This is a genomic window from Leucobacter manosquensis (assembly GCF_018304845.1).
In the GTDB taxonomy this organism is placed as follows: Bacteria; Actinomycetota; Actinomycetes; order Actinomycetales; family Microbacteriaceae; genus Leucobacter; species Leucobacter alluvii.
Genome location: NZ_JAFEVO010000001.1, coordinates 3,003,376 through 3,024,119, shown reverse-complemented (window position 1 = coordinate 3,024,119; position 20,744 = coordinate 3,003,376). Strand labels below are relative to the sequence as shown.

Sequence of the window (20,744 nt, the reverse complement as noted above, 5' to 3'; positions counted from 1 at the left end):
AACGCGTGAGCGGTCAGTAAGGTGCACTTCAGGCGCGAATACTGCACCTCACTGACCGCTCGCCCGCACCGCCCCTACCAGTGCCGGTGCTCGTGCGATCCCGACAGATCGGTGCGGTAGTCGGGCCAGGGCAGGTCGATCGGCGGCTCGAAGTCCGCAGGCAGGAGCGGCGGCACCGGGTCGGCGGCCATGCGCTCAGCGAATTCCCGTCGCGCCTCGGCGAGCACCTCCGGCTTCGTGAGCAAGTCGAGGAAGGTGCCGGCGACGGTCTTCCCGGCGGTCACGATCGTGGGGGCGATCGTCTCCGGGATCCCCCCGAGTGCGTTCATCACCCACGAAGGGTACGGTCCGGCGCCCGGAACGGGTTGCAGCGCGGGGCGCGACACGTAGAAGCGCACGAGCGGCGCGTAGTGACTCATCTCGACGTAGTCGTCGCTCGTCCAGTTGCGCTGCCAAGCTGGCATGTGCTCGCGCAGCCCGCGTTCCGCTTCCTGGGGCGCGATGAGCTGCTCGGTCTCGGCGAGGAAGGGCCGTTCGCTCGGCTCCAGCCCGAGCGAACGCTGCACCTCCTGCGCCACAGCGACCGCTTCCGGTCCGTAGCTCGGCGCCCCCACCTCGGACAGGTTGTCGAAGAGCAACGTTGCCATCGCGTGATTCGTGCGGCCGGGTCGGCTGCGGGCGATCCAGCGCTCTTCGAGTTCGCAGTGCCCCATCGAGGCCGCTGCCGCAGCGTTGCGGTCGAGCACCTGCAGAATGTGCTCGGCCATCTCGATGTCGGGCGTGCGCCACGAGAACTGCACGCGAGCGACCCGCTGGGGCAGGTTGTCGGCGGTGGCCTGGCCATCGGTCAGGATCGCATCGGAGAAGCTCCATCCACCCGTCGCGGGCAGCATCGCGTCGAGCATGCTCCGCGATGCAGAGTACATCTGCATGAGCGACAGGTTCGCGCCGGGGGCGCGTGCGGCCGAGTGCGACGCCGGGATGGGCGAGTTCGGATCGGCGCTCGACAGCTGCCACTGCTCGGGGTGGTCGCAGATGAAGCTGTACACCTTGCTGTAGTACGCGCCGCACTGGGTGTCCCAGCGAGCCGTGTTGCACAGCGGCAGCATGTAGAAGGGGTGGAAGGAGACGATCGCGTCGGCGTCGTCGTAGTACCCGCGCAATCCGTGCACGACCTTCGACCCGTGCATCTTCTCCGCGGGCTCACCCGTGTAGTGCAGGGTGCCGGCGATATCGTGCTGACGCATCGCGTGCTGCGTCGCGAGCACTCCTGCGAGTGTCGAAATGCCGAGCACGGAGTGCGGGTCGGTGTGCCCTGGCGCGAACCGCGAGAGGCCGTCTCGCGGCGCCTCCGTCGTCGCAGCGGCCTGACTGTTGCCCGGCACGGCGTCGTACTCGGCGTAGGTGAGGAGCGTCGGGCCGTCTCCGTTCGACCAGCGGGCGCTGAATGCGGTGGGCATGCCTGCCGAGCCGTCTTCCACGGTGAAGCCCTCGGCGCGGAGCCGTTCGACGTACCACTGCTGCGAGCGGTACTCGCGCCATGCGGGCTCCGCGAGCTCCCAGATATGGGTGTGCCACTCGGTGAGCTGCTGCAGGTGCTCATCGATCCAAGCCTGGGCGGTGCGCTTGGCCGCTGCGGTGAGTTCGGTCACGATCGCGGTGTCCTTTCTGCTGCGGCGAGCGCGCGCACTGCGTGCTCAGCCGGCCGGTTGACGGGTGAGTCGGGTACCCCGTTCTCGGCGAACGACGCCCCGTTCTGCGCTTGGATGCGGACATACTCGATCTCGGTGCGCGCCGAGAAGTACGCGATGTGCGGCGTGAGCACGACGTCGCGGCGTCCGACGAGCGGGTGCCCATCGCTCGGCGGCTCTTCCGAGAGCACGTCGAGCGCCGCTGCCGAGAGCTGCCCGGCGTCGAGGGCTACGGCGAGCGCGGGTTCGTCGATGAGCGCGCCTCGCGACACGTTCACCAGTACAGCGCCCCGCGGCATCTGGCCGATGAACTCGGCGTCGACCATGCGCTCCGTCTCAGGTGTGAGCGGCAGGTGCAGCGAGAGCACGTGCGAGGATCGCCGCACCTCGTCGAGGTCGGTGCGCGTGACCCCGAGACGCTCCAGATCGGCACGCACCTCGGTGGTGTCCGGGAGCAACGGGTCGTACCCCAGCACGCGCCCGAACAGCGGGCCCGCGAGCCTCGCGAGTTCGCGACCGATCTTTCCGAGCCCCACGAGCCCCAGCGTCGTCTCACTGAGACGTGCCGGCGCGACCGCGGCGCGAGAGTTCCAGTCGCGCGGAGTGGCGGAGTCGAGGTAGAAGGGCAGTTGGCGAACGGCGTGGAGCAGGATCGCCAGTGCGTGCGTCGCCACCTCCTCGGTCGCGGCGCCGGGAACGTTCGTCACCCACACGCCTCGCTCCGTCGCGGCGTCGATGTCGACGTAGTCGAAGCCCATCGACATGAGTGCGATCACCCGCAGGTTCGGCAGCGCCTCGATGATCTCGCGCGTGACGCTCGCGTACCCGGGCAGGAGCACCTCGGCGTCGCGCGCCCCCGCGATGATCTCCGCGGCATCGCGGGTGCCGAGCACTCGGACGGTGTAGCCCGCGGCTTCGAGCAGCTTCACCCCCGGCGTGATGTCGGAGTCGTCGGCGTCGGTGTAGACGGCGACGGGGCGCGCGCTCCGTGTGTTCGTCGTCATCGCTGCACCTCTTCCGCGTCGAGTGCGAAGGTCGCCTGATCGATGTGGATCAGTTGCAGACCGCCGCCCGCGACCGCAGCGTCGACGGCCGTCGCGAGCTCCGCGCCGTTCGTCGCACGGTGCCCGGCGCCGCCGAAGGCCGCAGCCACTGCCACCCAGTCGGGCTGCACGAGATCGACGCCGACCGGGGCGATGCCAGCGTCCGCTTCGTTCTGCTTGATCTCCGCGTACCCGCCGTTGTCGACGACGATGACCGTGACATCGAGGCGCTGCTCGATCACGGTGATGAACTCCTGCATGGAGAACATGAGCGCACCATCACCGGTCACCACGAATGCCGGCCGTTCCGGCGCAGCGATGCGCGCGCCGAGCGCCGCCGGCAGGCCGTACCCGAGCGTCGCGTAGGTCGCCATGTACGGCGTCGAGTTCGGCTCGGAGACGCGCAGCGTGTTCAGCAGCCCCCAGTAGGCGATCTGCGACGAGTCGGTGGCCACGATCGCCCGCTCGGGCAGCGCCTCGGCGATGCTCTCCGCAAGCCCCGTGTTCTCAGCCGAGAGGTCGGCGGATTCGGCGCGTACGAGCTCCCGCGTTTCCGCGACCGACGCCTCGGCCCGCTCGCGGCGGGCGATCGCGGCAGCCGCATCGGCTGGATGGGCTTCGAGCGCGGTGAGGATCGCGGCGAGCGCCTGCGATGCGTCCGCGACGATGCCGACCTCGGCGCTCTGATTCTTCTCGATCTGAGAATCCAGCAGGTCGATGCGGATCACGGCGCCCTGCGCTTCGAGGCGGTCCACCCAGAGCTCGGCCTCGCCGAGCTTCGAACCGACGACGAGCAGCACGTCAGCCTGCTGCGCGCGCGAACGGGCCGCAGCGAGCCGCAGACTCGACCCGATCGCGAGCGGATGGTGCTCGTCGAGCACTCCCTTGGCGTTCAACGTCGTGACGACCGGCGCGGACAGCCGCTCGGCGAGGGCGCGCAGCTCTTCGGAAGCCCCTCGGGAGCCGCCGCCCGCGAGGATCACCGGCTCACGTGCCTCGGCGAGCAGCCGCGCGGCAGCGGCGACGCGCTCCGCATCGGGAGCGTTCACCGACGAGAAGGTGCGCGGCGCGAGGGCCGCGGCTGGGATTTCGGCGACCTCTTCGAGCAGGTCGAGCGGGATCTCGATGTACACCGGCCGAGGTCGCTTCGTGGCGAAGAGCTCGAACGCGTCGTGCACCGCCGCGACGGCTTCATCCGCGGACTGCACGCGGCGGCCCCACTCGACGATAGCGGAGGCGGCGGAGAGCTGATCCTTCGTCTCGTGGAGCGTGCCGACATCGGCGAACTCGGCGCCGCGCGCGGGCCCTGGCGACACGATGATCATCGGACGCGACTCGCAGTAGGCGGTGCCAGCGGCCGAGAGGGCGTTGAGCAGCCCGGGGCCGCTCGTCGTGATGACGACACCCGGCAATCCGGTCTGCAACGACCAGCCGTCAGCCGCGTAACCCGCGCCCTGCTCGTGGCGGGTCGTGACCGGGCGGATCCCGAGCGCGCTGAGCGGCCGGTAGAGCTCGAGGTTGTGCGTGCCGGGAATGCCGTAGACGGTGTCGACGCCGTAACCGCGGAGAGTTTCGATGACCACCCAGCCGGTGGTGCGGCGGGTCTCGGTCGTGGTGACGCCGCTCATCAGCGCGCCTCGTCTGCGGTGAAGCGGCGGCTGCCGTCGACCCAGGTCTCGTGCACCGTGATCGCCGCGATGTCGCTCCCCGCGACCTCGAGCGGATCGGCTCCGAGTACGACGAAGTCAGCGCGCTTGCCGACGGTGATCGAGCCGAGCTCGCTCTCGCGGCCGAGCGTGATCGCTCCCTCGAGGGTGTGGCCGCGGAGGGCGGCCTCCGGGCTGATCCGCAGGGAATCCGGTCCGAGCTGCGCGCCACGACGCGTGATGCGCGTCACCGCGGCTTGGATCGCCTCGAGCGGACGCGGCTCGGCGACGGGCGCATCCGAAGAGATGGTGACGGGCACACCGGCGGCGACGAACTCGCCGAGCGGGTTGAAGCGCTCACCGGGCGTGCCGATGGCCTGTTCCACGCCCTCGCCCCAGTTGTAGTAGTGCTGGGTCTGGTTGACGGGGCGGATGCCGAGCTCGGCCATGCGGGTGATCTCCTCCGGCGTCGGCAGGCCGCAGTGCTCGATGCGGTGCCTCGCGTCGGCGTCGGGGCGCTCGCCGAGCGCCTGCTCGATCGCGTCGACGACGAGCTTGATCGCGGTGGGCGACTGGGCGTGCGTCGCAGTCTGCAGACCGGCGGCGTGCGCCTTGCTCACGAGCTCCGTGTACTCGCGCGGCTCGTGGTAGAGCTGACCGGTGCGGCAGGGATCGCCGACGTATCCTTCCGGGAAGTACGCCGTCCACCCGCCCAGCGTTCCGTCGGCGTAGAGCTTGATGCCCGTCGCCGAGAGGAACGGGTTGCCGAACGGGCCGGTGAGCCCGAGGTCGAGCACCTGATCGAGCAGGTGCGAGAGGAAGTACATCGAGACGCGCATGTCGAGCGCACCGCGATCCGCGGCTTCGAGGTACGCCGCGAACTCGCGCTTCGACACCTGCGCATCGCCGATCGCCGTCACTCCCCCGCGCAAGAACTCGCGCTGCACCAGGTCGAGCTGGCGCTGGTGCTCCGCTGGCTCGTCGCCCAGGTGGAAGTTCGGCCCGTGATGCCCGATCTTCACGCCGTGCAGCCCGGTCAGCACGTTGCACGCGGCATCCGACAGCTCGCCCGTGAGCTCGCCATCGGCATCTCGGAAGAACTCGCCGCCCTCGGGGTTCGGCGTATCGCGGGTGATGCCGAACTTCTCGAAGGTGAACGTGTTCACGACACCGCCGTGACCGGAGGCATTCATGATGTACACCTCGCGATCCGTCGCGATCTCGTCGAGCTCCTGACGGGTCGGGTGGCGGCGCTCCACGAGATTGCGCTGCTCGTACCCGTAGCCGCGGATGGGCGTTCCGGCAGGCAGCTTCTCGGCGCCCTCGCGCATGCGGGCGACGATCTCAGGGATCGATCCGGCCTGAGCCGGCGAGATGTCGATCCAGGTGAGCATCTGGCCGTACATGAGCGGGTGCGCGTGCGGGTCGATGAATCCGGGAACGATCGTGGCCTCCGGATAGTCCGCCCGCTCGGGCGTCAGCCCTGCGGCGACAGCCGCCGCCTCGACGTCGGCTGCGCTCCCCACGGCGAGAATTCGCCCGCCGGCGCTGAGGAACGCCTCGGCCTCCGGGGTTTCGGCGTCGACGGTGAGGATGCGCTTCGCGGTCACGATCGTGGGGATCGAGTCGCGGGCGTCGTAGGTGGCGAGCTGTCGCACGGTGCTGCTCCTTGAGTGAGGTGGTGGTTATTTCCGGGCTGCTGAGCGGCCGGAAGTGGAAACGGCGGTGGTATCGAGGCGCGCCTTGAGCGAGCCCGTCGCCGGAGCCGTGTCGGAGTGCTGCGGCGCGAACACCGTGCCGAGAATCGCGAGCAGTGCGAGCAGTCCGAAGAACGCGATGACCGACCAGAAGTTGCCAGTCGCTACGAGCAGGCCGGTGGCGATCGCGGGCGACAGACCGCCCCAGACTGCGGCGCCGATGCCGTAGGAGAGCGACATCGACGTGTAGCGGGCCTGCGGCCGGAACATCTGAGCCATCAGTGTCGAGAGCGGAGCCCAGGCGCCGCTGAGCGTGAGTCGCAGCACCGAGACGAAGAGGTAGATCATCGCGACGTTGTGCGCGTCGATGAAGAGCACGAGCGGAATCACCGTGACGAGCGACAGTCCGGAGCCGAGGATCATGATCGTCTTCGCACCGATCTTGTCACCGAGCAGGGCGAGCGGCAGCGTGACGAGCGTCTCGACGAACGCGGCAACGGTCATCGCTCCGAGGATGATGTCGGCGTCCAGGCCGATCTCGGGGCTCGTGGCGTAGCTCTGCACGAATGTGGTCGCCAGCACGTATCCGCCCGAAGCCATCGCGATGATGCCGAAGCCGAGCAGCATGGGCCACCAGTTGTTCTTGAGTGCGAAGAGAATCGGCGTCGACTGCTCGTGTCCCTCGATCTTCGCTTCGAAGACCGGCGTCTCCTCGACGCGGTAGCGCACCCAGAAGCCGACGCCGATGAGCACGATGCTGAACAGGAACGGGATGCGCCAGCCCCAGGTGAGGAGCACGTCGTCGCCCATGAGGGCGAGGATCCAGAATGCGCCGGTCGACATGAGCGCGCCGAGCGGGTTGCCGATCTGCGTGAAGCCGCCGTAGAAGGTCTTGAACTTCGGGGGTGCGCTCTCGACCGCCATGAGGCTCGCACCGCCCCATTCGCCGCCGACCGCGAGGCCCTGCGCGATGCGGAGCACGATGAGCAGGATCGGCCCCCAGATGCCGATCGTGTCGTATGTCGGCAGTGCGCCGACGAGCGTCGTCGCGATGCCCATGAGCAGCAGCGTGATCGTCAGCGCCGGTTTGCGGCCGAGCTTGTCGCCGATGTGGCCGAAGATGATGCCGCCGAGCGGGCGGGCGAAGTACGCGACCGCGTACGTGCCGAACGAGGCGAGCGTGCCGAGACCCCGATCGAGCTCCGGGAAGAACACGACGGGGAAGACGATCGCGGCAGCCGTGGCGTAGACGTAGAAGTCGTACCATTCGATCGTGGTGCCGACGGCTGCGGCGAATCCTGATTTGAGCGCTCGACGGTGAGTGTTCACCGGGGCGGTGGCGGTAGACATACGGAAGCTCCCTTGCTTGAGGACAGCGCGATGCGCGCAACTGGAACGACTGTAGGCCAGCCGACGCGCTCGTGCACGGAAAGCGTTCGTCGATGCCGGGTGTTTCACCGCCGATTTGCAGCCGCGAAACCTCGATATTCCGATTACGCTTGCAGAAGACCAAATTTTGCCGCGTTCTTGCGGGCCGCTCGACTCAGATCCGCGTATTTCGAGAAGCCCTGAAGCGACGCCCGCTCACACCCAGAGGAGACGTTGCGGTGCAGCCCATCACCCGTCGCACGAACGCGCCGCGCACGCCGCAAGGCGCGGCCGATCTCGACGAGTTCGACGCCGCCCTCATCCGCGCCCTCCAGGCCGACGGGCGCGCCAGCATTCACGATCTTGCGATCCAGCTCGGCGCGAGCCGCGACTTCGTCGCCCAGCGCATGCACTTGCTCACGCACGGCGGGGGCCTGCGCGTCGTCGCGGCACTCGACCCCGGGTTCGTGGGGCACCACGTGCTCGTGCACGCCAAGGTCGAGGTCGACGGCCCGATCGCCCCGATCGCGGAAGAAGTCATCCAGCTCCCTGACGCGGTCTTCGTCTCCATGACGAGCGGCCCGCTGCCGCTCGTTTTCGAGTCCCGGCACGGCGACGGCCACGAGCTGCTCGACATGCTCGATCATGTCCGGCGCCTGCCCACGGTGCGGCGCGTGCTGGTCTCCACGTACGTCGAAGTGCTCAAGGGATTCTTCGTCTCGCACGGGCAGACCGACATCGTGCTCGATCGGATCGACTACGAGCTGATCGCCGTGCTGCAGCAGGACGGGCGCACCAGCTACCGAGCGCTCGCCGACACCGTGCACCTCTCCCCCTCGTCGACGCGGGCACGCGTGCAGCGGCTCATCGACGCCGGCGTCATCCGCATCGCGGCGATCAAGTCCGGGAGCTTCTCGCGCAACCGTCTCGCAATCGGCGTCGGCATCACCATCGACGGCCCTCCCGACCCCATCAGGGAGTTCGTCATGGAATCGCCGTACATCGACTTCGCGGTGCGCTGCCACGGAAGCTACGACTTCATCGCGACGCTCGTGTCAGCGTCTTCCTCGCAACTGCTTCCCGCCATGGACGCGATGCGTGGACTTCCGGGCGTCAGTGCGCTCGACTCGTGGACGCACTACGACATCGTCAAAGAGGACTACGCGCGAACGCTCGGCCGAGTGCTCGTCAGGGAGTGAGCGCGGAATCGGGCTGACGTGGCTCAGTAGCCGCCGAGCGCGCGCTGCACGCGGCTGAGCGAGATGTTCTCGTGCAGCATGACTCCGGAGCTCGTGCGCTGCTCGAAGTGGTAGCCCATCCGGCCCTGACGGAGCAGTCCGATCAGGTGCGGTTCGGCTGCGTTCCACATGATCCAGGTGGGAAGCCCCTCGGAGTTCTTGCCGAGGTAGGTGATTTCGATATTGCGAGACCCGATGCGCTGCACAACGGGCATCAGCTTATTCTTCGACAGGGCGACGCTGCCGGTATCCGCCTGCTCCATCTCACTCATAGCACGATCCTAGCGAATCAGGCGTGTCTCGGGCACCGAAACGGCCGATGAGGCGCGGATGTGTTGACCGATTCGTGCGTCGGGGGGATCAGCCGCCCGCAGAGCCGCTGGGCGGCCGATCCCGGCGCTGCATCTGCTCGGCTACGCGTGCGCGAAGAACGCGCCCGTGATCTTCGCGAGCCCGTGCAGGTCGTCGACGTGCGCGAGCTCACGTGCCGAGTGCATCGAGAGCAGGGGCACGCCGACGTCGACGGTGCGGATGCCGAGGCGGGTGGCGGTGATCGGGCCGATGGTCGAACCGCAGGGCACCGTGTTGTTCGAGACGAACTCCTGGGTCTCCACTTCAGCTGCTGTTCCGAGCCGGCTCCACAGCGCGGCGCCGTGAGCGTCGCTCGCGTACCGCTGGTTCGCATTGATCTTGAGCATGGGCCCGCGACCCGCGAGCGGTCTCACCCTGGGGTCGTGCTTCTCGGAGTAGTTCGGGTGCACCGAGTGGCCGGCGTCGGCCGACAGGCACCAGGAGGCCGCGAGCGCGCGAGCCGCGTCTTCTCCGGTCGCGTGCAGCCCGCCGCGAAGTCGCTGGAGCACGTCTGCGAGGAAGGGACCAGCGGCACCCGAGCGCGTGTTCGATCCGAGCTCCTCATGGTCGAACGCCGCAACCATCGAGATGGTGCCGGGATGCGGCTCGGTCTCGATGAGCGCCGCGAGGCCGGCGTACGTGGAGCTCAGGTTGTCGAGGCGGGGCGATGCGAACAGTTCGGCATTCGCACCGATGCGCTGAGGCCCGTGCGTGTCGTACAGGCGCACGTCGACGCCCGCGAGGTCGTCGGGCGTCAGCGCGGCACGCGCGGCGGATCGGGCTGCAGCGCGACCGCGGCCCGATCCCGTGCGCCCGCCGCCGAGCTCGCGCACGAGCAGTGCGAGTATCGACACCTCTTCACCGGCCAAGCCGATGATGGGCTGCGTATGCCGCTGCCGATCGAGGGTCAGATTCTTGTTGGCGTCGCGGTCGAGGTGGATCGCGAGCTGCGGGATGCGCGCGACGGCACCCGTGCGGACCAGGTGCTCGGCCCCGTCGCGCGTGACGACGCGACCCGCGAACCCGAGATCGCGATCCAGCCACGAGGTGAGCAGCGGGCCGCCGTAGATCTCGACGCCGACCTGCGCCCACCCGTCCGACTCGAAGTCGGGCCGCGGCTTCACCACGAACCCCGGCGAGTCGGTGTGGGCGCCGAGCACCCGCACGGGGCTGGTCGCGTCGACGTCGGCTCCGGCCCGCCACGCGATCACGGCGCCGTCGCGGCGCACGAATCCTCGACCCGAGGCCTCGAGCGGTGCCCACGCGGCCGTCTCATCGTGCTCTGCGAATCCCGCCTTCGAGAGGGTCTCGCCGAGCGCCCCGGCCGCATGGTACGAACTGGGCGACGCCGATACGAAGTCGCCGAACGCTCCGATGTAGGCGTCGCGATTCTGCAGCAGTGAACGGGACACGGGTGTCAGGCTCCTTCGCCGGCGGCTGCCGAAGGGGTGAAGTTCGTGGCGTACTCGGCAAGCAGTCGTGCTCCGAAACCCGTTGACCCGACGGAGCGCCACAGGTCGTCGCTCTCCGACTGCATCGTTCCTGCAATGTCGAGGTGGCCCCAGGGAGTGCCGTCGACGAACTCGTTCAAGAACAGCCCGGCGAGAATGACGCCGGCGTACTGCCCGCCGATGTTCGAGAGATCGGCCACATTCGATTTGAGCTGCTCGCGGTACCGGTGGTCCAGCGGGAAGCGCCAGATGTTCTCGTCGGTCGCGTCGGCGGCGGCCTGGAGCTGCGCCGCCACGGCGTCGTCGTTCGCCAGCATGGCGGCGGTGCGCGTGCCGAGCGCGGCCATGGCGGCCCCGGTCAGCGTGGCGATGTCGACGATCGCGTCGGGGCGGCGCTCGTCGATCGTGCGATCCTCGGTCGCGAGCACGAGGCCGTCGGCCATCACCAGTCGACCCTCGGCGTCGGTGTTCTTGACCTCCACCGTCTTGCCCCCACGGATCGTGAGCACGTCGCCGAGCTTCGTCGCACTGCCCGACGGCATGTTGTCGGTGCACATGAGCCAGCCCGTGACCGCCGTCTTCGCGCCGAGGTCGCGCAACGCGATCATCGACGAGAACACCGATCCGGCGCCCATCATGTCGAACTTCATGGCGGCGTGCATCGCGTTCGAGGGCTTCAGGCTGATGCCGCCCGAGTCGTACATGATGCCCTTGCCGATGAGCGCGAGGTGGCCCTCCGGATCGGCCGGCCGATAGGAGATCTTGATCATGCGGGGCTCTTCCACGCTGCCGGCGTTGACGCCGAGCAGCCCACCCGCGCCGAGCTCGATGAGCTGCGCACGGTCGAAGATCTCGGTTTCGAGCCCGAACTCGGGCGCGAGCCGCTCGATGACCTCGGCGAACTTCTCCGCGCTGAGGTGACGCGGCGGGGTGTTCGCGAGATCCCTGGCGACGCTCGCCGACCGTGCGAGGATCAGCCCGCGGTTCACGCCGTCGCGCGCCGCTTCGGCATCGGAGTCGGAGACTGCGATTTCGAGCGAGGCGAGCGCGACCGTGTTCGGTTCGCCCTTGAGCGCGTCGTAGCGGTAGCGGGCCAGCATCGCGCCCTCGGTGGCGGCGAGTGCCGCGTCTGCGACTGAGAGCCCGTCGCCCTGGGATACGACATCGCGCAGGTCGACTGCGAGGTCGGCGACCTCTCGAGCCGCACGCGTGAATGCGGCAACGGCATCGCGCAGCTGCGCGGTCGAAGCGATGCCGTCGCCGGTTCCCACGAGCACCTGCAGATGCGCTCCCGGGAGCACGAGGGTCTGGTTCTTCGCGGCGGTGAAGCCTGCTGCGGCGAGCGCTTCGCGGTCGACCGACCCGAGGCCCTCGGGCAGATCGCCCTCGCTCGATACGAAGCGGGCGACGGCAGCAGCCGCGTCTCCTTCACCCCCTGTCACGACGCGTACCGAGGCCTGGGCGGCGAGGGAGGGGACGGGATCGAATGCAGGGTCAATCACAACGCTCATGGCGTCCAGACTAGCCCTGACCGCAGACATCGCTGCGCTCAATCCGCTGCGAGCGCAGCGACGGGCGAGAGCCGGATCGCGCGTCGTGCCGGCACTGCGGCCGCGCCCACCGCGAGCACTGCGCCGAAGACGACGACGCCGAGCAGCACGGGCCACGGAACCGTGGGAGGGGCGAGCCCGACCTGCGACCCGAGGAGTGACTGAGCGGCCACCCAGCCGTATCCGATGCCGAGCACGAGGCCCAACCCGAGCGCCGCGATCGTCATCTGCGCGCTCTCCGCGATGATCATGCGCCGAACCTGCGCTCCCGTGAAGCCGAGCGTGCGCAGCAGCCCGAGCTCCCGTGTGCGCTGCAGAACGCCCAACGAGAGCGTATTCACGAGACCGACCGCCGCGATGACGGCCGAGAAGCCGACGAGACCCGTGAAGATGCCCGTCGTGATGCTGAGCGTCTGGTCCAGTGCACGGGCCATGGCTGGATCGAGCTCGAACGCGAGCAGCGTCATCGATCGGTAGCTGTCGAGCGCCACAGCGAAGAGCGTTACGAGCGTGACCCCGATCACGAGCCCGATCGTCGAGCGCGCACTCCGTTCCGGGTAGCGCACCGCGTTCGCGGCAGCCAGCGCGCCGGTCGGCCCCCGCCCCACGATGCGACCGGCCAGACGCAGCACGGGAGGCATGATCAGGTGTGCGCCGAGCGCGATCCCCGTGAACGAGGCCAGGCCGCCGAGGAAGGCCACGAAGAGTCCGAGGGGGGTGAGGAACCCGAGCACCAGGCCGAGGGCGAGCAATGCGCAGCCCGAGACGATCAGGATGACCGCCCACACCGACCGCCCGGAGCGACCGCGCGCCGCCTCGGGCCGGGGCTCCACGACCGCGCCGGTCGCGGCGATCGGAGAGACGGCTGCAACCCGACGCGATCCGACCCAGGCGGCCGCCCACGTCGTGAGCGCCACGACCGCGACGGCGATGAACGAGAGCGGATCGAAGAGCGGATACTCACGGCCTTCAGGCAGCCACCCCCATGCCGGTCCGAGCCTGGTGACTCCGAATGCGAGCGCCTCCGCGAGCCCCCAGCCGACGACGGCCCCGAGAGCTCCCATGATGAGGCCTTCGGCTGCGACGCGCGAGCGAACCGAGCGAGCCGTGGCGCCGACGAGCCGGAGGAGCGCAATGATGCGCGTGCGACCCGCGATCACCGTGGCGAAGGTGTTCGCGGTCACGATGGCGCCCACGTAGAGCGCGATGATGATGAAGATGACGCTCACCATCAGCAGCACGAGCCGGAAGGTCCCCGATTCTGCGATCAGTGCCGGGTCGAGCGCCGCGGTGAGGATGCCGGTGCCGAGGATCAGGGTGACGGCGAAGAGGGTGCTGAGCGCCGCCACCACGATTGTCGCGACGTGCTCGCGCAGCTGTCCCGTCGCAGTCCCGACCGCGCTCATGCGCGCTCACCGAGGCCGGCTGCGGCCCCCCGTTCGAGCCCCAGCATCGTCTCGGAGATCTGCTCGGGCGACATGGCGCCGCGGTCGGCGACGATGCGGCCGTCGGCGAGGAAGAGGATCCGGTCGGCGTGGCTCGCCGCGATCGGATCGTGCGTCACCATTGCGATGCTCTGCCCGGACTGCTCGACAGCCGATCGCAGCAGACTGAGCACTTCCCGCCCGGTGCGCGTGTCGAGAGCGCCCGTCGGTTCATCCGCGAAGATGATGTCGGGCTGCGTGGCGAGAGCTCGAGCGATCGCGACGCGCTGCTGCTGACCGCCCGAGAGCTCGTGCGGTCGATGGGTGACGCGATCGGCGAGACCGAGGCTGTGGAGCAGCGCGTCGATGCGGGCGAGTTCCTCCCGGCCGGGCTTCACTCCGTCGAGCTGGAACGGCAGGAGGATGTTGCCGCGAACGTCGAGGGTGGGCACGAGGTTGAAGGACTGGAACACGAAGCCGATCCTGCGCCGTCGCAGCCGGGTCAGTGCGGCATCGCCGAGCCCGGTGATCTCGTCGCTGCCGAGCCACACCCGCCCACTCGTCGGGGTGTCGAGGCCGGCCATCACGTGCATGAGCGTCGACTTCCCCGACCCCGACGGGCCCATGATCGCCGTGAACTGCCCGCGCGCGATGCCGATCGAGACGTCGTCGAGCGCGTGCACCCGCTGCTCGCCATCGCCGTAGTACTTGCCCAGGTCGGCGACGAGCGCGACCATTTCTCTTCCGCCAGTTCTTGTCTGCATACTCCGAAGGTACGAGCGGGGCGCGCTCGTGCGGATCGTGCCGAAGTACGACATCGATGGGTCTACGGTGCCGTTCACCGCCGGTACCAGCGGGCGTTCGGGCGCGAGGCGTCGCACGAACGGAAAGTGTATGCGAGGGAATATAGTTGGGAGCCCGGGGTTGTACCGGGCATGAAAGCATTCGGATTCCTCTCGTTCGGGCACTACGGCCCCGTTCCCGGTTCACGCGTCCGCACGGCGGGCGACATGCTGCGTCAGACCGTCGAACTCGCCGAGGGCGCCGATGAGATCGGCGTGAACGGCGCGTACGTTCGCGTGCACCACTTCGCCCGGCAAGCGGCCTCGCCGATCCCGCTCCTCACCGCGATGGCCGCCCGCACGAAGCGCATCGAGGTCGGCACCGGCGTCATCGACATGCGCTACGAGAACCCCCTCTACCTGGCCGAAGAACTCGCCGCGCTCGACCTGCTCGCCGATCAGCGCATCGCGATCGGCATCAGCCGCGGCTCCCCCGAGACCGCACTGCGCGGATACGAAGCCTTCGGGTACGGCGGATCCGACGACCCGCGCGGCGCCGATCTCGCTCGAGAAAAGTTCGACACGTTCCTCCGCGCGATCGATGGCGAAGCCGTCGTCGACAGCGACCCGCAGATGGCTCCCCCGGGACGGCTCGCCATCGAGCCCCGGTCGCCCGGGTTGCGCGACCGCATCTGGTGGGGCGCAGGATCGCGCGATTCCGCCGAGCAGGTCGGTCGGCAGGGCGTGAACCTCATGAGTTCCACCCTCCTCACTGAAGCGACCGGTCAGCCGTTCCACGTCTTGCAGCGGGAGCAGATCGACCGCTACCGGGAGGCGTACCGTGAAGCGGGTCACACCGGCAGCCCGCGCGTCTCCGTCAGTCGCAGCGTCTTCCCGATCGTGTCGGCCGAGGACGAAGCGTACTTCGGGCTGCGCTCCCGCGAGAACATGGACCAGGTCGGCATCATCGACGGGTTCCGGTCGACGTTCGGCAAGACCTACGCCGACGCCCCCGACCGGCTCATCGAGCAGCTCAAGGCGGACGAGGCCGTCATGTCGGCAGACACGCTCATGCTGACGATTCCGAACCAGCTGGGGCCCGAGTACAACCTGCACGTGCTCCAGGCGTTCGCCGAGTACGTCGCGCCCGCGCTCGGGTGGAAGCCGAACACGGAGGGACCGGTGCAGGGCGACGCGATGTGAGTGCGCCCGGGTGCGGTTCCGCCCCTCAGAGCCCGAGAAACTTGTCGAGGCTCCGATCGCTCACGAACAGTGTGAGATAGTCACCGCTCATGGCGTAGTGAAGGGCGTGCGTGTCCGAGGTCAGAACGGCTTCCGGCATCCCCGCGCCCTCCATGGCGGGATTCTCCTCGACGTCCCACCCCTCTGACGCGAGCCCCTCCATCCACGTCTGCACCTCCGGCTGAATCACCGGAGAGCCCTTGAGCGTCCACGTCGTGGACGCCGGTGTGAACCCGGCGCCGTCGCGGTAGCCCGACGACTCGCGCGCGTCGCAGTCCTCGAACGTTGCGGCCTCAGGGTGCGGGAAATCGCTCCAGCTCTCAGCAGGGGTGTTCTCCACGTGCACGGGAATCCCAGGCTTCGCAGTCTCCTGGAGATGGAAGCGGTAGCCGCCTGCGTCGAGGGATTCCCACCCCACGATCTTGGTCGCATCCATTGCGCTGGGGTGATCCTGAATCTGCCCTCGGCTTTCATGCCTCCGGTGTCGCTGTCTCGGATCGAATCCTGCCCGTGCCCCTGCCTCACATCCTCGGGAACGGCGAACAGATCTTGGATGCTCTCGAGATAGTCGCGCGTGCTCTGCTCCGTTGCGTCCGGACTGCTCACGAGGACCGCGAGCAGCGTTCCGTCGCAGGCGTAGTGATTCTCGATCTGGTCGAAACTCACGCCATCGGGAGTCGGGAGCGTCATGGTCGTCGGCCAGGGAATGCCACCCTGCGCATCTGCCAGACTGCCTGTCGTCGGCGCCGTCTCGGATGCGTCCGTCCCAGCCTCGGAGCCGGAGGGTGCTTCCGAAGATTCCAGGTGCGCCTCCGATTGCGGTTCCGCGTTCCCGGCGCAAGCGGTGGCGCCGAGCAGCAGCAGCGCGGTGAGGGTGAGCGAGAAGGTGCGCGCGAACATGAAGGCCATGGGTTCGACCGTAGTTTCGTCTGGGCGCCTCTCGGGGCTGCTCGCTGTTCAGGTTTGTGCGAAAACCGAGACGCGTGCCGTCCGACCGGGCGTTTCCCGCAGCGCCCCGAGCTGTTCGATGAGCGGCATGTGCTTCGCGGAGAGCCTCATTCGACTGCGGATCACTGCGAAGATCGCGAGGGCGATGAAACCCGTCAGCAGCTTGTCGAGGATCGACGTCGAGAGATTCGAGGTGAAGGTCGCCGCGATGAAGGGCATCCCCGCCTCCTGGAGCGATTCCGAGATTCGACCGATCGCGCCGTACGCGCCTCCTCGGATCGCCACGAGTATCGGTGTCGCGACGAGGCTGCACGCGGTCGCCGCCAGCAGGCTGAGAACGAAGAAGCCCAGAATGTCGTGCCCGAACCGGAAGCGGCGCACGCCATATCCCCAGACCAGGGCTCCGGTGACGTTGACGAGCGTGAAGGCCATGATGCCCGGCTCGAACATCGGCCCCGTGAGTCCGGTGGCGATCGCGACGGCGACGCCGTACCGCGGCCCGAGGGCGATCGAAGCTACGGCGGTGCCCACCATGTCCAGATACACGGGAAGGTCGAGCGGCGCCGCGAGGAACCAGTGGCTGGCGTGGTTGCACACCACGAGCCCGAGGAGCAGCAGCAGCACGGGCAGCGCCGGGAGCCGGCGTGCTGACTGAGCATCCGATCCCGGGCGGGGAGCACTGCCCGACGGCTCGGCGACGGATGCACGCTCGATCCTCCGAGCGTGCCGGGTGCGCTGCACCCACTGCACCGCTTCCTCTTCGCTCTGCCCGAGAGCGAGGACGATGTCTCGAAGCAGGGCCGGATCCATCCGGCTCCTCCCCGATTGGAAGGCGTTGTAGACCGTCGATCGAGCGGGAATGGCCGCTGCGGCGGACACCCCTCTCCCGATGCGAAGGTCGGCGATCCGGCGCACGAGTTCCGCGAATGAAACCGGGCCGGCCGCTTCACGGAGCTCTCTGAGGTCTCGAGCGATCCTGTCGAAGCTCTCGGCCCCGCCGTTCTCAGCCTCGCCGTTCTCAGCCTCGCCGTTCTCAGCCTCGCGACGGGGGAACGAGTCGGGGTTCGTCATCTTCCCTCTCCACTGTCGCAGCGCATATGGCTGCCGCGGCATATGGCTGAATCGAACGGCCTCATCATACTCTGAACGAGAGCTGCGACAAGTCGGCTGCGGATCTCACGAAGACGCGCTGTCGCGGTAGCCTCTCACGCATGGGCAAGAAAGAGTGGGATCGAAAGCCGATGCCCCGCGACCGCTTCATCACCGTGAAGGCGCGCACGGGATTCTCGTATCACATCGCAGCGCCCGACCTCGGCCCGCTCACGCTCTGCGGGCTCAGCGTGGGCGAAGTACTCGACGACGGCATCGACTTCGCCGACTACGACCGCCGATGCAAGCCGGAGCACATCGCCCCGCGCGGCTACTGCGCACCGTGCAACCGCGCCTACCTCATCGTGCACGGCGTCCACGAGCCGCGCTGGGACCGCTGGGACGCTGCGCGGAAACGCGATCGCGAGCGACGCGGGTAGCTCGTCGCGTTCGACCTCACACGCTCAGGCGCCCCGCAAGCTCTCCGACCCCGTCCCCCGACAGGTGCGGGAGGAACGCGCGCCGCCCCGCCATCACCATGACGAGCGAGAGGATCGGCCCGTGCACGGACGGCCCCTGCCCCGAGCGGAAGTCGGCGTCGCTCGCTTCGAGCGTCAGGCCGCGCACCATCTTCTTGCTGTTCACCGCGAAATCCCGAGTCGAGAAGAAGCGGGCGATCTCGAGCACGCTGCGCGAATCGGGATCGAGCGCCAGCCCGAGCGGGAACGCGATGTCCTGGCTGTGTACGACGACCTCCCCGAGAAAGGCCGCGTAGTCGCGGGTCGGGGTGATCCGGCTCGGCACAGCCGCACGGAAGCGGGCGAGTGTTCCCACCGCATCCGAGCCGCGGTAGCGCTCGATCATGCGGTCGTTGTGCTTCGCAGCGTCGAATCCGGCGCGCACGACGCTCAGCAGCCACGCTGCGGTTCCCGTACTCGCGGCCGCGGTGAGGTGGGCGACGACCTCCTCGACCGTCCACCCGTCGCAGAGGGATGTCGCCTGCCACTCGGCATCCGTGAACCCGCAGAGCACCTGCTCCAATCTGGATCGCTCGGCTCGCACGAGGTTCTCATACGCTTCGCGTTGCATATGCGCCTTTCAGAGGTTCTTCGGCCGCGCTCAGAAGGATCGCCGCAGCATATTCTGGCACGGCGCAGCCCGCAGCACGGCGCTCCGCCTGCCCGCGCCGGCGAGCCCAGCGCCGAAAGCGCGTTTCGGCACCTTCATTCCGCATAGCCGAGCACAACGTGCGCCCTCGCGAGCACGCGCCGCCGCCGCCCCGTCGCCGTCACGGATACCGCACACTGAAGCGCTCGCAGATCACCGGCATGTCGGGCTCGAAGCCGCGCTCATTCTCGGAATAACGGCGCCAGTAGCGCTCGTGGGTGTCGCGCCAGTCGGCGAGCGTGCGATCCCCTTCCCCTTCGGAGCGGGCGTGCTCGGCGGTCACATCGCAGAACGGTACGGTCTCGATCCGCGTCGTCTCGAGCACTGCTCGCGGCGCCCCGGACCCGTCGAGGATGATGCTGAAGTCACCGACCGCCGGCACCGGATCGCCGCTCGCTTCATAGTCCCAGAGCGACGAGGCTGTGCCCGTCTTCGTTCCGGCGAGCACGAGTTCGAGCAGCTGGTCGGCGTGCTCCGGGATCGCCCCGAACGCCCAGACCTCTGGGAAATCCTCCGGCAAGGCGGGGTCCTCGGCGCGGCGTTCCTCCCAGAACCGAACGACTGCAGCATCCACACTCATGCTGTGCAATCTATCTCGAACTGCCCGGTCCCGCGCGAATCACATCGCCAGGTAGGCCTCCCGCAGTTCGGGGTAGTACTGGTCGAATCCCGGGCGCTCGGTGCCCTCGGTGGACGCGACGAGCAGGTCGAGGTAGTACTCCCACCCTGGCCCGATCTCGCCGACCTCGTCGTCGGGGGTGAGGTGGTGCACGAAGGTCAGCAAGCAGTCGTCTCCGTCGGCCTCGAGGTGCAGCTCGAGCCGCCACGCACCGACCTCCTCATCGGACAGGAGCGCGAGAAAGCGCGGAGCCTCGCACGCGAGCACCTTCATCGTGATCTCGGGCTCGTGATCTTCGAACCGCATGCGCACGCGCACCGTGCCGCCAACCCGACGATCACCCTCCCACGGACCGAACCAGGTCTCCGTCAGCTCGGATTCGGTGAGGTGGGCCCAAGCCTCGGTGTCGCTGAGCGACAGCGAACGCACCAGGATCAGGTCTCGTCCGCGTTCGGTTGCGACGACGCGTCCGCTTGCTTCGGTCATGTCGGCCTCCAGGCTCATCGTGCGCGGAATCGAGCATCCCGCACGCACAGCCTAAGCCGCGGCGGCACCAGCCGAGAAAGTTCGCCCCATCGAACTCCCGACACACCCTGTTTCGAGGTCTGATCCCGGCTTCTCCCGATCGCCAGAAAGTTGCTACGGTTGCTGCTCGTGCGCCACCGCGCACCGCAACACTGGGAGCACACATGAGCGATTACAACATCGCGAACCCGCACGATTACGACCACCGCCACGCCGACATCGGCGCGGGTTGGCTGCGAGCGAGCGTCTTCGGAGCCATGGACGGCCTCGTGTCGAACCTGGGCCTCATCGCGGGCATCGCCGCGGCGGGCGCCGCACCCGGGATCGTCGCGATCACCGGCATCTCGGGCCTGATCGCCGGCGCGGTCTCGATGGCCCTCGGCGAATACACCTCGGTGCGCACCGCCAACGAGCAGCTCGACGCCGAGGTACGGATCGAACGAGAAGCGCACCTGCGCAACCCCGAGGGGGAGATGGCCGAGCTCACGGCGCTGCTCGAGAACCTGGGCGTCGAGCCGAGGATCGCGGAGACCGCTGCGGAGCAGGTCCACGCGAACGCCGATCAGGCCGTGCGCGTGCATCTGCTCTCCGAGCTGGGCGTCAGCCCGGAGGAGCAGCCGTCGCCGTGGGTCGCGGCGTTCTCGTCACTGGTGGCGTTCGGCGTGGGGGCGCTGATCCCGATCCTCCCGTTCATCTTCGGGTTCGGCACGCTCGGGTTCGGACTCGCCTTCGGCGGCGTCGGATTGCTCATCGCAGGCGGACTCGCGGCTCGCTTCACGAAGCGCAACTGGCTGATGGGCGCTGCCCGCCAGCTGCTCTTCGGCGGCATCGCCGTCGCCGCGACTTACACGATCGGCTCGTTGCTCGGCGTCTCGGTCGCCTAGCGAGGCACGGCGAACAGCCTCGCACTCAC

At 68.5% G+C, this 20,744-nt stretch carries 19 protein-coding genes; 4 read left to right on the top strand and 15 right to left on the bottom strand.

The genetic code is table 11. The features are described 5' to 3' along the window. Positions 1 to 74 precede the first annotated feature (74 nt). The 5 genes from JSQ98_RS14075 to JSQ98_RS14055 are packed head-to-tail and all read right to left on the bottom strand — an operon-like array spanning position 75 to position 7,427. Entirely contained in the window at positions 75 to 1,652 is a 1,578-nt protein-coding gene (locus JSQ98_RS14075) for a zinc-binding metallopeptidase family protein (RefSeq protein ID WP_211650234.1), read from the bottom strand. Then, a complete protein-coding gene (locus JSQ98_RS14070; protein WP_211650232.1) occupies positions 1,649 to 2,695 on the bottom strand; it encodes a C-terminal binding protein in 1,047 nt (348 codons plus the stop codon). Before JSQ98_RS14070 ends, JSQ98_RS14075 begins: the two co-directional genes overlap by 4 nt. Then, entirely contained in the window at positions 2,692 to 4,362 is a 1,671-nt protein-coding gene (locus JSQ98_RS14065) for a thiamine pyrophosphate-dependent enzyme (RefSeq protein WP_211650230.1), read from the bottom strand. The genes JSQ98_RS14070 and JSQ98_RS14065 overlap by 4 nt, the downstream gene beginning before the upstream one ends. After that, on the bottom strand, positions 4,362 to 6,038 hold the full coding sequence (locus JSQ98_RS14060; RefSeq protein ID WP_211650228.1) for an amidohydrolase: 1,677 nt from the start codon (positions 6,036 to 6,038) through the stop codon (positions 4,362 to 4,364). The genes JSQ98_RS14065 and JSQ98_RS14060 overlap by 1 nt, the downstream gene beginning before the upstream one ends. Before the next feature lie 27 nt (positions 6,039 to 6,065). After that, positions 6,066 to 7,427, bottom strand: a complete 1,362-nt coding sequence (locus JSQ98_RS14055; RefSeq protein WP_200329878.1) for an MFS transporter — start codon at positions 7,425 to 7,427, stop codon at positions 6,066 to 6,068. Between the two features lie 257 nt (positions 7,428 to 7,684). Here JSQ98_RS14055 and JSQ98_RS15310 point away from each other — a divergent pair, with 257 nt between their 5' ends. After that, positions 7,685 to 8,644 (top strand): Lrp/AsnC family transcriptional regulator, encoded by a 960-nt coding sequence (locus JSQ98_RS15310; protein ID WP_211650226.1) that lies wholly within the window; start codon positions 7,685 to 7,687, stop codon positions 8,642 to 8,644. Positions 8,645 to 8,667: 23 nt separating this feature from the next. On the opposite strand, the gene JSQ98_RS14045 is transcribed toward JSQ98_RS15310, so the two are convergent. The 5 genes from JSQ98_RS14045 to JSQ98_RS14025 all read right to left on the bottom strand — a co-directional run bounded on the left by JSQ98_RS14045 (position 8,668) and on the right by JSQ98_RS14025 (position 14,223). Beyond that, complete coding sequence (locus tag JSQ98_RS14045) at positions 8,668 to 8,955, bottom strand: hypothetical protein (protein WP_090147002.1); 288 nt, start codon at positions 8,953 to 8,955, stop codon at positions 8,668 to 8,670. 141 nt (positions 8,956 to 9,096) lie between these two features. Beyond that, positions 9,097 to 10,446: a M18 family aminopeptidase gene (locus JSQ98_RS14040; protein ID WP_336661314.1), complete on the bottom strand. Its 1,350-nt coding sequence runs from the start codon at positions 10,444 to 10,446 to the stop codon at positions 9,097 to 9,099. Between the two features lie 5 nt (positions 10,447 to 10,451). After that, a complete protein-coding gene (locus JSQ98_RS14035) occupies positions 10,452 to 11,996 on the bottom strand; it encodes a leucyl aminopeptidase family protein (RefSeq protein WP_200329880.1) in 1,545 nt (514 codons plus the stop codon). 38 nt (positions 11,997 to 12,034) lie between these two features. Then, positions 12,035 to 13,441 (bottom strand): ABC transporter permease, encoded by a 1,407-nt coding sequence (locus JSQ98_RS14030; RefSeq protein ID WP_090147000.1) that lies wholly within the window; start codon positions 13,439 to 13,441, stop codon positions 12,035 to 12,037. Continuing rightward, a complete protein-coding gene (locus JSQ98_RS14025) occupies positions 13,438 to 14,223 on the bottom strand; it encodes an ABC transporter ATP-binding protein (RefSeq protein ID WP_336661311.1) in 786 nt (261 codons plus the stop codon). The genes JSQ98_RS14030 and JSQ98_RS14025 overlap by 4 nt, the downstream gene beginning before the upstream one ends. A 171-nt stretch (positions 14,224 to 14,394) precedes the next feature. On the opposite strand from JSQ98_RS14025, the gene JSQ98_RS14020 reads away from it, so the two are divergent. Further along, entirely contained in the window at positions 14,395 to 15,444 is a 1,050-nt protein-coding gene (locus JSQ98_RS14020; RefSeq protein WP_211650224.1) for an LLM class flavin-dependent oxidoreductase, read from the top strand. A 25-nt stretch (positions 15,445 to 15,469) separates the two neighbouring features. On the opposite strand, the gene JSQ98_RS14015 is transcribed toward JSQ98_RS14020, so the two are convergent. Both JSQ98_RS14015 and JSQ98_RS14010 read right to left on the bottom strand, forming a co-directional pair. Then, positions 15,470 to 15,919: a hypothetical protein gene (locus JSQ98_RS14015; protein ID WP_211650223.1), complete on the bottom strand. Its 450-nt coding sequence runs from the start codon at positions 15,917 to 15,919 to the stop codon at positions 15,470 to 15,472. Positions 15,920 to 16,440: 521 nt separating this feature from the next. Then, positions 16,441 to 17,502, bottom strand: a complete 1,062-nt coding sequence (locus JSQ98_RS14010; protein ID WP_211650222.1) for an ECF transporter S component — start codon at positions 17,500 to 17,502, stop codon at positions 16,441 to 16,443. Between the two features lie 140 nt (positions 17,503 to 17,642). On the opposite strand from JSQ98_RS14010, the gene JSQ98_RS14005 reads away from it, so the two are divergent. Next, complete coding sequence (locus tag JSQ98_RS14005; protein ID WP_090146996.1) at positions 17,643 to 17,960, top strand: hypothetical protein; 318 nt, start codon at positions 17,643 to 17,645, stop codon at positions 17,958 to 17,960. A gap of 16 nt (positions 17,961 to 17,976) precedes the next feature. Here JSQ98_RS14005 and JSQ98_RS14000 read toward each other — a convergent pair whose 3' ends face one another. From JSQ98_RS14000 to JSQ98_RS13990, 3 genes are all read right to left on the bottom strand, one after another. Continuing rightward, a complete protein-coding gene (locus JSQ98_RS14000; protein WP_211650221.1) occupies positions 17,977 to 18,609 on the bottom strand; it encodes a maleylpyruvate isomerase family mycothiol-dependent enzyme in 633 nt (210 codons plus the stop codon). 199 nt (positions 18,610 to 18,808) lie between these two features. After that, positions 18,809 to 19,267, bottom strand: a complete 459-nt coding sequence (locus JSQ98_RS13995; protein WP_211650220.1) for an ASCH domain-containing protein — start codon at positions 19,265 to 19,267, stop codon at positions 18,809 to 18,811. Positions 19,268 to 19,306: 39 nt separating this feature from the next. Further along, positions 19,307 to 19,792 carry an SRPBCC family protein gene (locus JSQ98_RS13990; protein ID WP_090147460.1) on the bottom strand — a complete coding sequence of 162 codons (486 nt, stop codon included), beginning with the start codon at positions 19,790 to 19,792 and terminating at the stop codon, positions 19,307 to 19,309. A gap of 203 nt (positions 19,793 to 19,995) precedes the next feature. On the opposite strand from JSQ98_RS13990, the gene JSQ98_RS13985 reads away from it, so the two are divergent. Further along, the gene (locus JSQ98_RS13985) at positions 19,996 to 20,715 is read left to right on the top strand and encodes a VIT1/CCC1 transporter family protein (protein ID WP_200329897.1); all 720 of its coding nucleotides are present in this window, start codon (positions 19,996 to 19,998) and stop codon (positions 20,713 to 20,715) included. Positions 20,716 to 20,744 lie beyond the last annotated feature (29 nt).

Bases quoted from the DNA above. Each gene is read 5' to 3' on its own strand.
- JSQ98_RS14045 (WP_090147002.1), bottom strand. From the start codon at position 8,955: ATGAGTGAGATGGAGCAGGCGGATACCGGCAGCGTCGCCCTGTCGAAG.
- JSQ98_RS13995 (WP_211650220.1), bottom strand. From the start codon at position 19,267: ATGAGTGTGGATGCTGCAGTCGTTCGGTTCTGGGAGGAACGCCGCGCC.
- JSQ98_RS14065 (WP_211650230.1), bottom strand. From the start codon at position 4,362: ATGAGCGGCGTCACCACGACCGAGACCCGCCGCACCACCGGCTGGGTG.
- JSQ98_RS14015 (WP_211650223.1), bottom strand. From the start codon at position 15,919: ATGGATGCGACCAAGATCGTGGGGTGGGAATCCCTCGACGCAGGCGGC.
- JSQ98_RS14005 (WP_090146996.1), top strand. From the start codon at position 17,643: ATGGGCAAGAAAGAGTGGGATCGAAAGCCGATGCCCCGCGACCGCTTC.
- JSQ98_RS14025 (WP_336661311.1), bottom strand. From the start codon at position 14,223: ATGCAGACAAGAACTGGCGGAAGAGAAATGGTCGCGCTCGTCGCCGAC.
- JSQ98_RS14020 (WP_211650224.1), top strand. From the start codon at position 14,395: ATGAAAGCATTCGGATTCCTCTCGTTCGGGCACTACGGCCCCGTTCCC.
- JSQ98_RS14000 (WP_211650221.1), bottom strand. From the start codon at position 18,609: ATGCAACGCGAAGCGTATGAGAACCTCGTGCGAGCCGAGCGATCCAGA.
- JSQ98_RS14035 (WP_200329880.1), bottom strand. From the start codon at position 11,996: ATGAGCGTTGTGATTGACCCTGCATTCGATCCCGTCCCCTCCCTCGCC.
- JSQ98_RS14055 (WP_200329878.1), bottom strand. From the start codon at position 7,427: ATGTCTACCGCCACCGCCCCGGTGAACACTCACCGTCGAGCGCTCAAA.
- JSQ98_RS14070 (WP_211650232.1), bottom strand. From the start codon at position 2,695: ATGACGACGAACACACGGAGCGCGCGCCCCGTCGCCGTCTACACCGAC.
- JSQ98_RS14010 (WP_211650222.1), bottom strand. From the start codon at position 17,502: ATGACGAACCCCGACTCGTTCCCCCGTCGCGAGGCTGAGAACGGCGAG.
- JSQ98_RS14030 (WP_090147000.1), bottom strand. From the start codon at position 13,441: ATGAGCGCGGTCGGGACTGCGACGGGACAGCTGCGCGAGCACGTCGCG.
- JSQ98_RS13985 (WP_200329897.1), top strand. From the start codon at position 19,996: ATGAGCGATTACAACATCGCGAACCCGCACGATTACGACCACCGCCAC.
- JSQ98_RS13990 (WP_090147460.1), bottom strand. From the start codon at position 19,792: ATGACCGAAGCAAGCGGACGCGTCGTCGCAACCGAACGCGGACGAGAC.